Source organism: Plantactinospora sp. DSM 117369 (assembly GCF_053764795.1).
Window position 1 is genome coordinate 6,380,821 of record NZ_CM132446.1, and the last position, 14,785, is coordinate 6,395,605.

At 71.3% G+C, this 14,785-nt stretch carries 10 protein-coding genes and 1 pseudogene; 9 read left to right on the top strand and 2 right to left on the bottom strand.

The window, feature by feature from the left end:
- Positions 1-39 precede the first annotated feature (39 nt).
- Positions 40-1,296 (bottom strand): annotated as a pseudogene (locus ACSMXO_RS27270) (MFS transporter); the annotation flags it as partial.
- Positions 1,297-1,695: 399 nt separating this feature from the next.
- Between ACSMXO_RS27270 and ACSMXO_RS27275 the strand changes: the two are divergent.
- The 3 genes from ACSMXO_RS27275 (at position 1,696) to ACSMXO_RS27285 (ending at position 4,928) form a co-directional block, all read left to right on the top strand.
- Entirely contained in the window at positions 1,696-2,685 is a 990-nt protein-coding gene (locus ACSMXO_RS27275) for a LacI family DNA-binding transcriptional regulator (RefSeq protein ID WP_455414364.1), read from the top strand.
- A gap of 180 nt (positions 2,686-2,865) precedes the next feature.
- Positions 2,866-3,882, top strand: coding sequence for an ABC transporter substrate-binding protein (locus tag ACSMXO_RS27280; RefSeq protein ID WP_455414365.1), 1,017 nt, complete (start codon positions 2,866-2,868; stop codon positions 3,880-3,882).
- A 131-nt stretch (positions 3,883-4,013) separates the two neighbouring features.
- Positions 4,014-4,928 carry a cation diffusion facilitator family transporter gene (locus ACSMXO_RS27285; protein ID WP_455414366.1) on the top strand — a complete coding sequence of 305 codons (915 nt, stop codon included), beginning with the start codon at positions 4,014-4,016 and terminating at the stop codon, positions 4,926-4,928.
- A gap of 72 nt (positions 4,929-5,000) precedes the next feature.
- Here ACSMXO_RS27285 and ACSMXO_RS27290 read toward each other — a convergent pair whose 3' ends face one another.
- Positions 5,001-6,038: a LacI family DNA-binding transcriptional regulator gene (locus tag ACSMXO_RS27290; protein WP_455414367.1), complete on the bottom strand. Its 1,038-nt coding sequence runs from the start codon at positions 6,036-6,038 to the stop codon at positions 5,001-5,003.
- 292 nt (positions 6,039-6,330) lie between these two features.
- Here ACSMXO_RS27290 and ACSMXO_RS27295 point away from each other — a divergent pair, with 292 nt between their 5' ends.
- From ACSMXO_RS27295 to ACSMXO_RS27320, 6 genes are all read left to right on the top strand, one after another.
- Positions 6,331-8,748 carry a beta-xylosidase/alpha-l-arabinosidase gene (locus ACSMXO_RS27295; protein ID WP_455414368.1) on the top strand — a complete coding sequence of 806 codons (2,418 nt, stop codon included), beginning with the start codon at positions 6,331-6,333 and terminating at the stop codon, positions 8,746-8,748.
- Positions 8,745-9,740, top strand: a complete 996-nt coding sequence (locus ACSMXO_RS27300; protein ID WP_346261372.1) for an ABC transporter permease — start codon at positions 8,745-8,747, stop codon at positions 9,738-9,740. The genes ACSMXO_RS27295 and ACSMXO_RS27300 overlap by 4 nt, the downstream gene beginning before the upstream one ends.
- On the top strand, positions 9,737-10,699 hold the full coding sequence (locus ACSMXO_RS27305; RefSeq protein WP_346261371.1) for a carbohydrate ABC transporter permease: 963 nt from the start codon (positions 9,737-9,739) through the stop codon (positions 10,697-10,699). Before ACSMXO_RS27300 ends, ACSMXO_RS27305 begins: the two co-directional genes overlap by 4 nt.
- Before the next feature lie 56 nt (positions 10,700-10,755).
- Entirely contained in the window at positions 10,756-12,396 is a 1,641-nt protein-coding gene (locus tag ACSMXO_RS27310; protein WP_455414369.1) for an ABC transporter substrate-binding protein, read from the top strand.
- 114 nt (positions 12,397-12,510) lie between these two features.
- Positions 12,511-14,055 carry a GH39 family glycosyl hydrolase gene (locus ACSMXO_RS27315; RefSeq protein WP_455414370.1) on the top strand — a complete coding sequence of 515 codons (1,545 nt, stop codon included), beginning with the start codon at positions 12,511-12,513 and terminating at the stop codon, positions 14,053-14,055.
- A complete protein-coding gene (locus tag ACSMXO_RS27320) occupies positions 14,052-14,741 on the top strand; it encodes a hypothetical protein (RefSeq protein WP_455414371.1) in 690 nt (229 codons plus the stop codon). Before ACSMXO_RS27315 ends, ACSMXO_RS27320 begins: the two co-directional genes overlap by 4 nt.
- Positions 14,742-14,785: the final 44 nt, after the last annotated feature.

Below are 14,785 nucleotides of genomic sequence, written 5' to 3' on the forward strand. Positions count from 1 at the left end.
GTCGCCCAGAGTTCCCCAACCGTCAGAGGGCTCGTCTCCCGGGCCGGCAGGCCCGTCTCCCGCGTCGGCGTGTCCGGGCCGGCCGTCGGCGGGTGGGCGGGCGGCCGGCACCAGCAGGAGCGCGGGCAGCAGGATCAGCGGCACGACCAGCAGGGCCCGGAGGCTGCCGACCCGGTCGCCGAGCAACCCGACCAGGGGCGGCCCGGCGAGGAAGGCGGTGTAGCCGATCGCCGCCACCACGCTGACCCGGGCGGCGGCCCGGTCCTCCTGGTCGGCCGCCGCGCTCATCCCGATCGGAAAGCCGAGCGAGGTGCCGAGCCCCCACAGGACCACCCCGGCCATCGCCAGCGGCCACGGGCTGGCCAGTACCGCCACCGTGGCGCCGATCGCGGCCAGCGTGGTGGTGCAGAGGAGTACCGGTACCCGGCCCCAGCGGTCCAGTGCGATCGTGCCGGCGGTACGGCCGACCGTCATCGCGGCGACGAAGACCCCGAAGGCCAGCGCGCCGACGGCGTCGGATACCCGGTGGCCGTCCACGAAGGCCAGCGCCAGCCAGTCGTTGGCGGTCCCCTCGGTGAAGGCCATCACCAGCACCAACAGGCCGATCAGCAGGGTACGGGGCTCCCGCCAGGCGGCCAGTGCACCGCCGCCCCGGGCCCGGCCGCTCTTCCCGTCGGCCGGCCGAGGGTCGCGATCCGGCAGGAACGACCGGACCGCGGGTAGCGTACCGGCGACCATCGCCACGGCGGCCAGCCCGAGATGCAGCCCGATCGGCACGCCGAGCCGGGCGCTGCCGGCTCCGGCGACCGCCCCGGCCACGGTGCCGAGGCTCCAGGCGGCGTGGAACCGGGGCATCACGGTACGGCCGAGCCGCCGTTCGACGGCCGCCGCCTCGACGTTCATGGCGACCTCGCAGGTGCCGGAGCCGTACCCGACGGCGAAGAGTCCGACCGCGACGGCCGGTACGGCGTGCCAGCTCCCGGCCGCGACTCCGGCCAGCGCCAGTCCGAGCGCGGCCAGCCCGGTCGCGGCGGCCACCACGCGGGCGGCGCCGAACCGCTGCGCCAAGGCCCCGGCGGTCGGCAGTGCCAGCAGGGCACCCGCGGAGAGCGCCAGCAGCAGCAGGCCCAACCGCCCCGGGGTGAGCCCGAGCGCGTCCCGGGCCGCCGGCACCCGGGCGAACCAGGAGGCGACGGCGAGCCCGTTGAGCCCGAAGACCACGGCGACGCCGGTCCGGGCGGCCAGGACCTGCCGGGGTACGACCGGTGGCCGGTGCGTATCGGTGGATGCGTTCACCTGCTGCTCCTCCGCTTCCTCGACGGCCAGCCTCTTCGCCGGTCCCGGCCGATCGGGTGAGCCGCCGGGTGGCCCTGCCACCCGTGCGGTCCGTCGGTCGGCGGCTGGAGGTCGAGCCGTCCGCCGCACTGCGCGGATCGAACCCGCCGCGCTGTCGCGATTGGATGTCTAGGTGATCGCACCCCTGGGAGCGCTCTCGACGCAACCCGACGACAACGAGACCTCGGGACTCGGCATTGCCCGGCGGCAGTGCTGCGAGCGCGCGTCCGCCGGTCGACCCGCCGCCGGGCACCGGCTCGCCGATCTTGCGTCGCGGGTGCATGATTTTCCCATGGCTCAGCCCGGTCGTCGCGTCTCCGCAGCACCATGCCCCGGTCAGGTCCGCTCCGGGGAGCTGGCGTGACCGGCGGGCCACTGCGGCGGGCCACCCTGGAGGACGTGGCCCGGGTGGCCGGGGTCTCCCGGTCGACGGCCTCCCGGGTCATCGCCGGATACGGCGCCGCTTCCGCGACCGCCCGGGACCGGGTCGTCGCGGCCGCCGCGCAGCTCGGCTACGCGCCCGACCCGGCGGCCCGGGCCCTGGCCACCGGTGCCGGGGTACGCCTGGTCGTGGCCGTCGCCGGCGCGGTGCCGACGGTGCTGCACGACCCGTACGTCGACCGGGTGGTGCGGGCCGCGGCCGAGGTCTGCGCGCCCCGGGAGGTCGGGGTCTCCCTGGAGTGGCTGCCGCTGCACGCACCCGCCCGGCTACGGCGGTTGGCGGAGGACCGCAGCGTCCGCGGGGTACTCGTGGTCAACACCACCGAACTGATCCTGGAGGCGGTGCCGACCGCGCTACAGGGCCGGACGGTGTCGATCGGCATCGGCTCCCGGACCGTACCGTCCTTCGACGTCGACAACGCCGGTGCGGCCCGTACCATCTTCGGACACCTGATCGCCTCGGGCCGGCGCCGGATCGCGATGATCACCGGCCCGGACTGGATGCCCTGCAGCCGTCGACCGGTCGCCGCCTACCGGGAGGTGACGTGGGCGGCGGGGCTGCCGATCCGGTTGGTGCCGGGCGACTTCACCGCCACCGGCGGCGAGGCCGCGATGCTGACGATCCTGGAGCGCTGGCCGGACACCGACGCGGTCTTCGCGAACAGCGACGCCATGGCGCTCGGTGCGCTGGCGGCGCTGCGGCGGCGCGGGATCGACGTGCCGGGGGACATCGCCGTGGCCGGCTTCGACGACGTGCCGTTCGCCGCGCTGAGCGCGCCGGCCCTGACCACCGCGAGCCATCCGGTCGAACAGATCGCCACGGCGGCCGCGACTGCGGTACTCGAGCGGGCCTGGGTGCCGCCGGCCACCGCGTACCCCTCCGAGCTGATCCTCCGGGAGAGCGCCTGACGCTCGTCCTTTGGGAAAGCTGCTGCCGCTGATCGTCGAGGAGTGTGCCTGAGGCTCATCCTCCGCCGGTGGGAGGAGCGGGTCACAGGGGGTTGCGCACTGTGCCTTAGGGCAGGCTAACCTAACCGCACGACGTCGCCCTCCCCTGCACCCGATCGCACCCGAGACGACTGGAGAACCATGTCTGCGCACCTCGTGACCCGGCGCGGCTTCCTGTGCGGTGTCGGCGCCACCGGCGTACTGCTCGGACTGGCCGCCTGCGGTGACGCCGGCTCCCCGGGCGGCGGCGCCTCCGGCGGCACCTCGCCGTTCCGCTACACCGACGGGCGGGGCCGGACCGTCGAGCTGGCCAGCCGGCCGACCAGGGTGGTCGCGCAGAGCAGTGCCGCCGCCGCGCTCTGGGACGCCGGCTTCCGGGTGACCGGGGCGTACGGAGAGCTGAGCACCACCGACGGGAAGCTCAACTACCAGGCCGGGAACATCGAACTGGACAAGCTCGACGTCATCGGCAGGACCTGGGGCGAGTTCAACCTGGAGCGGTACGCCGCGCTGCGCCCGGAACTCCTGGTCGACCTCTCCTTCGACGACAAGACCCTCTGGTACGTCCCGCAGGCCAGTGTCGACGAGGTCGACGCCCTGGCCCCGTCGATCGGCATGAAGATGCCCGGCCTCGACCTGCCGCAGATCATCGACGGCTTCATGCGGCTCGCCGCGCAGCTCGGCGCCGACCCGGAGGCCGGGCCGGTGCGGGCGGCCCGGGCGGACTTCGAGGCGGCGGTCGCCGAGGTGAAGGCGGCGATCGCGGCAAAGCCCGGACTGCGGGTACTCGCCGTCTCCCGCGACGCGGAGAAGTTCTACATCGCCGACCCGAAGGCCCACCCGGATCTCAAGCACCTGGCGGCACTGGGGATGACGTTCGTGCTGCCGTCGGCGCAACTCGGACCCGGCGAGTACTTCCAGGAGATCAGCTGGGAGCAGATCGGCAGCTTCCCCGCTGACGTCGTCGTTTACGACGGTCGGGAGGTGACCAGCGTGGCGGGCAAGGCCGAGAAGATCCCCACCTGGACCAACCTGCCGGCAGTGAGGGCCGGTCAGGTCTACCCGTGGAAGCCGGCCGCCCCGTACAGCTACCTGGCCAGCGCGCCCATCTATCGGGACGTGGCGGGCTGGCTCGGCAAGGCGAAGCCACTGGGCTGAGCCGCACCGGAAGCGACAAGCGGCATCGGGATCGGGATCGGGATCGGGATCGGGATCCAGTTTCAAGTTGCATACATTGCAATGTCCGCATACTTTGTCCCCATCGGCGTCGACGGCGGGAGGCTGGGCAGATGGGCGCGGGCCACGACCACGGCGGCCAGGCGATGCGGGCCGGCGAGCGCCATCGCAGACCGCTCTGGGCAGCAGTAGCCGTACTCGGCACCGTCCTGCTGCTGGAGGCCGGGGCGGCGTGGTGGACCGGCTCGCTGGCGCTGCTCTCCGACGCCGGACACATGTTCACCGACGTGCTCGGCATCGGCCTGGCCCTGGCCGCGATCACCGCCGCCAGCCGGGCCGCCCGACACGCCCAGCGCACCTTCGGGCTCTACCGGCTCGAAGTGCTCGCCGCGCTGGCCAACGCGGTGCTGCTCTCCGGTGTGGCGATCTTCGTGATCGTCGAGGCGGTACGCCGGTTCGACGACCCGCCGGAGGTGCTGGCCGGGCCGATGCTGGTGGTCGCGATCGTCGGCCTCGCCGCCAACGTCGTGGCGTTCCTGCTGCTGCGCGCCGGCGCCAAGGAGAGTCTCAACGTCCGGGGCGCCTATCTGGAGGTGCTCGGCGACCTGCTCGGCTCGGTCGGGGTGATCGTCGCCGCCATTGTCATCGCCACCACCGGCTGGCGCCACGCCGACCTGGTCGTCGCGGTCGCCGTCGGCCTGTTCATCCTGCCCCGCACCTGGCAACTGGCCCGGGTCGCGGTACGGGTCCTGGTGCAGGCCGCGCCGCCGCACATCGACGTCGCCGCCGTGGCGACCAGCCTGACCGGCGTACCCGGGGTCGCCGGAGTGCACGACCTGCACGTCTGGACCCTGACCTCCGGGATGGACGTCGCCTCCGCACACCTCGCGCTGGCCCCCGGCGCCGACGTCGCCCCGGTACTCGCCGCCGCGCGGGCCCGGCTGCACGACGGCTTCGGCATCGACCACTGCACCCTGCAGATCGAGCCGCCCACCACACACAAGGTGTGCCAGGACGCCGACTGGTGACGACGGCCGGTCAAGCCCCGGGTGACCGACCTACCACCGGGCCGCCGTGGCACGCGGCGGCGCCGCCGGCGCTCAGCCGGGCTGCCGGGGTGGTGCGGTGCTCTCCCGTACGACCAGCTCGGTGACGAGGTCGATCCGGGTGGTCGACAGTTCCACCCCCCGGGCCAGGTCGAGCAGCATCTGCGTGGCGGTGCCGGCCATGTCCCGCAGCGGCTGGTTGACGGTGGTGAGGGCCGGGCCGACCCAGGAGGCCACCGGCAGGTCGTCGTAGCCGATCACCGAGAGGTCCGCCGGCACGTCCAGGCCGAGCTGCCGGGCGGCCCGGAGCACCCCCAGCGCCTGCATGTCGGAGCCGGCGAAGACCGCCGTTGGCCGGTCGGGCCGGGTCAGCAGCTCCAGCCCGTGCTGGTAGCCGGCGTGCGCGGCGAACATGCCGTACCGGACCAGCTCGGGGTCGACCGGGATCCCGGCCTCGTCGTGCGCGGAGCGGAAACCGGCGGCCCGGGCCCGGCTGCACAGCACGTCCTCCGGGCCGGAGATGCAGGCGACCCGGCGGTGGCCCAACTCCAGCAGGTGCCGGGTGGCGAGCAGTCCACCGTTCCAGTTGTTGGAGCCGACCGTCGGCACCGAGGCCGAGGTCGCGCTGTCGGTGTCGACCACCACCAGCGGAATCGACCGGCGCTGGAGCTGCTGCCGCTGCGGCTCGGTCAGGTGGCAGAGCACCAGCAGTACGCCGAGCGGCCGCCGCAGCAGCACCCCCTCCAACCACTGCTGTGAGGGCCGGTGCTCGCCACCCAACTGGGAGAGCACCACGTCGACCTTGGCAGCGTCGGTCACCGCGTGTACCCCGTGAATGATCTCCGTCGCCCAGCCCGAGTCGAGCTGGTGGAAGACCAGGTCGATCTGCTCCACCTCGGTCGGTTGGCGCTTCGCGCGACGCCGGTACCGGTGCCGTTCGAGGCTGGCCTCGACCCGGGCCCGGGTATCGGGCGCCACGTCCGAACGGCCGTTGAGGACCTTGGAGACGGTCGTCAGGGAGACCCCGACCTCGTCGGCGATGGTCGCGATCGTCGCGGCACCAGTACTGACGATCCGCCGGGACCTCGTCATCGACAGCCTCCCGCAACTATCCGAAACTTTCGGTGCGAAACCCTAACACCGGGCGGACCCGCCACGGTTCGATCTTGCGGTGGCATCCGGCTGACCGTCCGGATCGCTCTACGCACGATATGCGATGAGGTCACGGATCCAGCAGTTCAGCCACCCTTGACACATCTTCGCCACGACGCATAGGTTCCCCCGCACAGGTAACGCGGATATTGCCGAAAGTTTCGAAGACTCGCCGGCCTGACCAGCCCGCTGTCCGGATCGGACGGTGCCACGGTCGGCCCGAAGGGGTGGCATGAAGAGCCAGTTGCCCGTGGCCGCGGGCGCCACGACGGACATCGCCGCGCCATGGCGCGATCCGCGACTCTCCGCCGCCGAGCGGGCCGAGGCACTCATCCCGCTCATGTCGCTGGAGGAGAAGGTCGCCCAACTGGTCGGGGTCTGGGTCGGCGCCGACGCCTCCGGCGAGGGGGTCGCCCCACACCAGTTCGAGATGATGGACGACGCGCCGCAGTGGGACGTCGTCATCCGGCACGGGCTCGGCCAGCTCACCCGCCCGTTCGGCACCGCGCCGGTCGACCCGGTCGCCGGCGCGCGTTCGCTGGCGGCCTCCCAGGCCCAGATCGTCGCGGCGAGCCGGTTCGGCATTCCGGCCCAGGTCCACGAGGAGTGCCTCACCGGCTTCGCCGCCTGGCGGGCCACCGTCTATCCCGCGCCGCTGAGCTGGGGAGCCTCCTTCGACCCGGAACTGGTCGAGGAGGCGGCGGGCCGGATTGCCCGCTCCATGCGCGCGGCCGGGGTGCACCAGGGCCTGGCCCCGGTGCTGGACGTGACCCGCGACTACCGGTGGGGCCGGACCGAGGAGACCATCGGCGAGGACCCGTACCTGGTCGGCACGATCGGCGCGGCGTACGTGCGGGGCCTGGAGGCCGGCGGCGTCGTCGCCACCCTGAAGCACTTCGCCGGCTACTCGGCATCCCGGGGTGGCCGCAACCTCGCCCCGGTGCCGATGGGGCGCCGGGAGTTGGCCGACGTCATCCTGCCGCCGTTCGAGATGGCCCTGCGCCTCGGTGGCGCCCGATCGGTGATGAACTCCTACGCCGAGATCGACGGCGTACCGGTCGCCGCCGACGAGAGCCTGCTGACCGGCCTGCTCCGCGACGAGTGGGGCTTCACCGGCACGGTGGTCGGCGACTACTTCGCGGTCCGGTTCCTCCAGACCCTGCACCGGGTCGCCGCCGAGCCCGGCGACGCCGCCCGGCTCGCGCTGCGGGCCGGGATCGACGTCGAGCTGCCCACTGTGGACGCCTTCGGCGCCCCGCTGGTCGAGGCGGTCCGCGCGGGCGCGGTCGACGAGGCGCTGGTCGACCGGGCCCTGCACCGGGTACTCGCGCAGAAGGCCGAACTCGGCCTGCTCGACGAGGACTGGCGGCCGATGCCCGACGACGTCGAGCGGCTGCGCCTGGACGACGAGGTCAGCCGGGACGTCTCGCTCCGACTGGCCCGGGAGTCCGTCGTCCTGCTCCGCAACAGCGACGGCGTGCTGCCGCTGGCCCCGGAGCAACGGGTGGCGCTGGTCGGCCCGCTCGCCGACGACCCGATCGGCATGCTCGGCTGCTACACCTTCCCCGCCCACGTCGGGGTGCGGCATCCCGAGCACGGGCTCGGAGTGGAGATCCCCTCGCTGCGCGACGCCCTGCGCCGGTTCCACCCCGGGCTGCGATACGCGCCGGGCTGCGACATCACCGGCGACGACACCTCCGGCTTCGCCGAGGCGGTGGCCGCCGCGCGGGAGTCCGACGTCTGCGTACTCGCGGTCGGTGACCGGGCCGGCCTGTTCGGTCGGGGGACCTCCGGCGAGGGATGTGACGCCGTCGACCTGCGACTGCCGGGCGTACAGGCCGAGCTGGTGGCGGCGGTACTCGGCACCGGTACCCCGGTGGTGCTGGTGCTGCTGGCCGGCCGCCCGTACGCGCTCGGCGACGAGTTCGATCCGGCCGCCGCCGTCGTAGCGGGCTTCTTCCCCGGTCAGCGGGGCGGGCAGGCGCTCGCCGAGGTGCTCACCGGCGCGGTGAACCCGTCCGGGCGGCTGCCGGTGAGCGTGCCCCGGGACGCCGGTGGGCTGCCCGCCAGCTATCTCGCCCCGCCGCTGGGCCACCGCTCCGAGGTGTCGTCGGTCGACCCGACCCCGGCGTTCCCGTTCGGGCACGGACGCAGCTACACAACGTTCGAGTGGGGTACCCCGGAGGTCGTCGGACCGGACGGGCGGCCGGAGGCCGACCCGGACCTGGTCACCGACTGGCCGGTCGACGGCGAGGTGACCGTCCGGGTCGCGGTCCGCAACACCGGCTCCCGGGCCGGCACCGAGGTGGTGCAGCTCTACCTGCACGATCCCGTCGCGCAGACCACCCGACCGGTGGTCCGGCTGGTCGGCTACACCCGGGTCCCGCTGGAGGCCGGCCAGGCGGCGTACGCGACGTTCACGGTCCCGGCCGACGTCACCTCGTTCACCGGACTGCACGGCCGGCGGATCGTCGAGCCGGGCGACGTGGAGCTGCGGTTCGGCCGCTCCAGCGGTGACCCGGCGGCGCCGATCCGGCTCCGCCTCACCGGCGCCGAACGCGAGGTCGGCCGCCGGCGGCAGCTGCTGTCGCCGGCCCGGGTCGAGCCGGTCCCCACGCTCCCGCCCACCGCCGCGGAGGTACGAGGATGAGTGCACCCACGACCGCGGGCCCACCGCCCGTGACCGTCGAGCCCGACCGGCCGGACCCCGGCGGCACCGGCCGCCGGTCCCGAAAACACCGCCGGACGTGGCGGCAGGCGATCCGCCGGGACTGGCAGCTCTATTCGCTGGCGATCCTGCCGCTGCTGTTCTTCCTGATCTTCCGGTACCTGCCGATGCTCGGCAACGTCATCGCGTTCCGGCGCTTCCAGCCCGGCGGCAACGTCTTCGGCGAGTACTGGGTCGGCCTGCGGTACGTGAAGATGTTCCTCTCCGACCCGACGTTCTGGGAAGTCTTCACCAACACCCTGATCCTGGGCACGCTGACCCTGGTGGTCTGCTTCCCGCTGCCGGTCATCCTGGCGCTGCTGCTCAACGAGGTCCGGACCCGCAAGCTCAAGCGGTTCGTCCAGTCGGTCTCCTACCTGCCGCACTTCCTGTCGATCGTGATCGTGGCCGCGATGGTGATGCAGCTACTCTCCACCGACGGCACGGTGAACCAGCTCGTGCAGGCCACCGGTGGGGACGCCATCCCGTTCCTGCAACGGCCGGAGTGGTTCCGCACCATCTACGTCTCCTCGGAGGTGTGGCAGACGGTCGGCTGGGGCACGATCCTCTACCTCGCCGCGCTGACCACGATCGACGACAACCTCTACGAGGCGGCCCGGATCGACGGTGCCAACCGGTGGCGGCAGACCTGGCACGTCACCCTGCCCGGTATCCGGCCCACGATGGTCACGCTGCTGATCCTCAACATCGGAACGTTCATGGCGGTCGGCTTCGAGAAGATCCTGCTGCTCTACAACCCGTTGACGTACCCGACGGCGGACGTGATCTCCACGTACCTGTTCCGGATGGCGTTCCAGTCCAGCAACTTCAGCTACGCCGCCGCGATCGGACTCTTCGAGGCCCTGATCGGGCTGACCCTGATCCTTTCCGCGAACGCGATCTCCCGTCGCACAGTGGGGACGAGCCTGTGGTGACCGTGGATTCCAGCACCGTCGCGCCCGAAGCCGCCGACCCGGAGCGGGCCGCCGAGCGGCTCGGCCGGCCCCGGCGACGGCGGGGCATCCAGACCACCCGGGGCTACCGGGTGTTCCAGGTGATCAACGCCATCGTGCTGACCGGCGTCGTGGTGGTGACGCTGTATCCGTTCCTCAACATCGTGGCCCGGTCGCTCAGCGACGAGGCGTACATCATCGCCGGCCGGGTCAGCGTGGTGCCGCGCGGCTTCAACATCGACACGTACAAGCTGGTGATGTCGGACTCGCTGTTCTGGACCAACTACCGGAACACGGTGGTCTACACCGTCGTCGCCACGGCCATCGCGATGGTCCTGACCACCTGCTTCGCCTACGTGCTGTCCAAGCACCACCTCAAGGGCCGCACCGTGCTGATCGGCATCGCGGTCTTCACCATGTTCTTCAACGGCGGGCTGATCCCCAACTACGTCCTGATCAGCAGCCTGGGCATGACGAACACCATCTGGGCGATCGTGCTGCCGAACGCGATCAGCGTCTTCAACCTGCTGGTCATGAAGGCGTTCTTCGAGAGCCTGCCGGTGGAGCTGGAGGAGGCCGCCGCCGTCGACGGCCTGAACACGTACGGGATCCTGCTCCGGATCGTGCTACCGCTGTCGAAGGCGGTGATCGCCACGATGATCCTCTTCTACGCCGTCTCCTTCTGGAACTCCTGGTTCTCCGCCTTCCTCTACATGGATCGGCAGGATCTGCTGCCGGTCACCGTCTATCTGCGCAATCTGATCGCCGGAGCCGTCGGCGCGGAGAACGTCGGCGCCATCAACGAGGCGAACGAGGTACAGGCCGAGGCGACGCTCAAGGCCGTGACCATCGTGCTCACCACCCTGCCCATCCTGCTGGTCTACCCCTTCGTCCAGCGGTACTTCGTGTCGGGCGTGATGCTCGGCGCGGTGAAGGGATAGCCCGGCAGGCGGGGGTGAGCCGTCGAACCCACGAACCACCAGCGAAAGGAAGCCTGATGTTCCAACGAGCCCGGCGCCGAGCAGCGGTGGTCGCTGCCGGCGCGCTCACCCTCTCGCTCGTCGCCTGCGGCAGTGGCGACGATGGGGAGTCCGAGGACCTCTCGGAGAACCGCGCCGGCGCAATGGCCGAACTCGGCGTCAACCAGCAGTTCAAGGCGACCGAACCGGTTTCCTTCTCCCTCCTCTACAACAACCACCCGAACTATCCATTAAAGAACGACTGGCTGTTCTGGACGGAGCTGAACAAGCGGACCAACGTCACGATCGAGCCGGTCGCCGTACCGCTGAGCGACTACGAGCAGAAGCGCAGCCTGCTCATCGGCGCCGGCGACGCGCCGATGATCATCCCGAAGACGTACCCGAGCCAGGAGGACACCTTCGTCTCCTCCGGCGCCATCCTGCCGGTCAGCGACTACCTCGACCTGATGCCGAACTTCAAGGACAAGATCGAGAAGTGGAACCTCACTCCTGAGATCAACCAGCGGCGCCAGGCGGACGGCAAGTTCTATCTGCTGCCCGGGCTGCACGAGAAGCCCTGGCACGACTACTCGCTCGCGGTGCGGACCGACATCCTCGCCGAACTGAACCTGGAGATCCCGAAGACCTGGGACGAGCTCTACACCGTACTCAAGGCGATGAAGGCGGCGTACCCGAACACCTTCCCGTTCTCCGACCGGTTCAGCCAGCCCAACCCGGCCGGCAACCTGCTGAACATCCTCGCGGCCTCGTACGGCCTGGAGGGCGCCGGCTGGAACTTCCAGCACGTGAGCTGGGACCCGAACGCCAAGAAGCTCTTCTACACCGCCGCCAGCGACAAGTACAAGGAGATGTTGACCTACCTCAACAAGCTGGTGAAGGAGGGGCTGCTCGACCCGGAGAGCTTCACCCAGACCGACGACAACGCCCGGCAGAAGCTGGCCAACGGCAAGTCGTTCGTGATCAGCAGCAACGCGCAGACGCTGGTCAACGACTACCGCCCGGACCTGGCCAAGACCCTGCCGAAGGCGACGCTGACCAAGATCCCGCTGCCGATCGGCCCGGCCGGCGAGATCAACCCGGCCAGCCGGCTGGAAAACGGGGTCATGATCTCGAAGAAGGCCCGGGAGAGCAAGAACTTCGTCGCCATGATGCAGTTCATCGACTGGCTGTTCTACTCCGACGACGGGCAGACGTTCGCCCGCTGGGGCGTCGAGGGCACCACCTTCGTCAAGGACGCCGCCGGCAAGCCCACCCTGCACCCCGACGTCAACGTCATCGGGCTGCGCCCGAATGCCCCTAAGCACCTGCAGAAGGACTTCGGGTTCTACAACGGCGTCTTCGCCTACGGCGGCAAGCCGGAGCTGGTGCAGTCCTTCTTCTCCCCCGAGGAGCAGGAGTTCCAGAAGGTGATGAACGCCCGTACGCCACGGGTGGTGATGCCGCCGTTCCCGTTCACCGACGAGGAGCGCGAGCAGGTGTCGCTGTGGCAGACGCCGCTGAAGGACTTCGTCTACCAGGCGACCCTGCAGTTCATCCTCGGTCAGCGGGACCTCGCCCAGTGGGACGCCTACCTGACCGAGCTGAAGGGCAAGAACATGGACGCCTACATGGACAAGGTGCAGGAGGCGTACGAGCGGTACCAGAAGGAACACGGCTGACCATCCCGGTCCGGTCCTGCCTGCGGCGGGCACGACCGGACCGGACGTCGGCGCAGCGGCCCGCCCGCACCACCGGTGCGGGCGGGCCCGCCCGACCCGGAACAGAGGACCACGATGCACATCCCCGTACCGGAGCGGCCGACCGGGCGGCTGACCGACGCCTGGCGGGCCTGCGTCGGCACCGGCCGCTTCGACCTGGCGCTGCGGCGTGACTACCAGGACTCCCTCGCGCTGGTGCAGCGGGAGATCGGCTTCCGGCACATCCGCGGGCACGGGCTGCTCAGCGACGGTGTCGGCGTCTACCGGCCCTACCAGCACCAGGGCTCGCGCCGGATCCGGCACAACTTCAGCTACGTCGACCAGGTGGTCGACGCCTATCTCGAACTCGGCATCCGGCCCTTCGTCGAGCTGGGCTTCATGCCCGCCGCGCTCGCCTCCGGCGACCAGACCGTCTTCTGGTGGCAGGGCAACGTCACCCCGCCCCGCTCGGAGTCGGAATGGACCGACCTGGTCAAGGCGACCGTCGGGCACCTGGTCGACCGGTACGGCCTCGCCGAGGTACGCCGCTGGCCGATCGAGGTGTGGAACGAGCCGAACCTGGAGCAGTTCTGGCAGGGCGCCGACGAGAAGGCGTACCACCGGCTCTACGAGGTGACCGCGCACGCCGTCAAGGAGGTGGACGCCGACCTCCAGGTGGGCGGGCCGGCCATCTCTCCCGGCGCCGACGAGTGGCTGCCACGCTTCGCCGACTTCGTCGCCGCCCGCGACGTGCCGGTCGACTTCGTCAGCAAGCACGCGTACACCTCCGGGCCGGCCCAGCACGTGCCGTTCGGGGTACACCAGACGCTGGCTCCGGCGTCCCGGCTGCTGGAGCAGTTCGGCACGCCGAGGGAACTGCTCCGGGACACCGCGCTGGCCGGGCTGCCGGTGCACATCACCGAGTTCAACTCGTCGTACCGGCCGGACAACCCGATCCACGACACGGCGTTCCACGCCGCGTACCTGGCCCCGGTGCTGGCGGGCGGCGGTGAGCTGGTCGACTCCTTCTCGTACTGGACCTTCAGCGACATGTTCGAGGAGGTCGGCATTCCGACCTCGCTTTTCCACGGCGGCTTCGGCCTGCTCACCCACCGCCAGATCAAGAAACCCACCTACCACCTGTACGCCTTCCTGGCCCGGCTCGGTGACCAGGTGCTGGCGCGCGGCACGGACCACCTGGTGACCCGGGACTCCGCCGGCCGGATCGCGGTGCTCGGCTGGGCCCCGGTGGACGTCACCGGGGCGGCACCGGTCGACCGGCATCGGGTGGCACTCTCCGTCCCGGTCGGACCGCCGGGCGCCACCTCCGCCTTCCTGCTCCGCTCGACGGTCAACGAGGAGCTGGGCAACGCCTGGACGGCCTGGTCGGAGATGGGTCGGCCGCGCTCGCCGCGCCCCGGCCAGCTCGACACGCTGCGGGAGGCGGCCGAGCCGGCCCGCACCCACCGGAGCCTGCCGATCGTGGCCGGCCGGGTCGACCTCGACCTGACCCTGGCCCGGCACGAGGTGACCCTGGTAGAGATCACGGCGGTGGTCGACGAGACCCCGCCGTGGTGGGACGAGGACCGGCTCCTCGGCCTGGCACCGGCGGGCCGAACGTCCCGGGAGGAGCCGGAATGAACGACACGAGGCAGGCCGGCAGCCGGTTCGGCACCGGACCGCTGTCCCGGGCCATGGCGCTGGTCTACAGCCTGCTGGTGGTGGAGCTGCTGCTGGTGCTGACCACGCTGCCCGGACTGGTCCCGCTCTTCCTGTTGGACCGGCACGCCAGCAACCTTCCCCTGGTCGCGCTCTGCGCGCTGCCGCTCGGGCCGGCCCTCTCCGCCGCGCTGTACGCGCTGCGCCACCACCGCCCCGACCTGACCGAGCTGAGCCCGGCGACCCTGTTCTGGCGCGGTTACCGGGCCAACGCCCGGGGCGTGCTGGCGATCTGGCTGCCCTGGCTGGCCTGGCTGACCATCGTCGCGCTGAACCTCAGCTACTTCGGCGCCGCCGGCGTACCCGGCTGGTGGCGGGTGCCGCTGCTGCTGGTGGCGCTCGGCGTCACCCTGTGGGGGGTCAACGCCCTGGTGATCACCTCGCTGTTCCGCTTCCGGATCCGGGACGTCGCCCGGCTGGCGATGCACTTCCTCGGGCACACCCCCGGGGTGACCCTCGGCAACGCCTGCCTGCTGGTGGTGGCGGCCGGCGTCATCTGGGTCTCCTCCGAGGCGGTGCTCGGGCTGCTCGGTTCGGTGCTGACGCTGGCCCTGCTCCGCAACTGCCGCCCACTGATCAGCAAAGTCGAAGAGGAGTTCACCGCGTGAGCGAGCGCAGCGAGCGAACCGTCAAACCCAGTGCCGATGAGCCT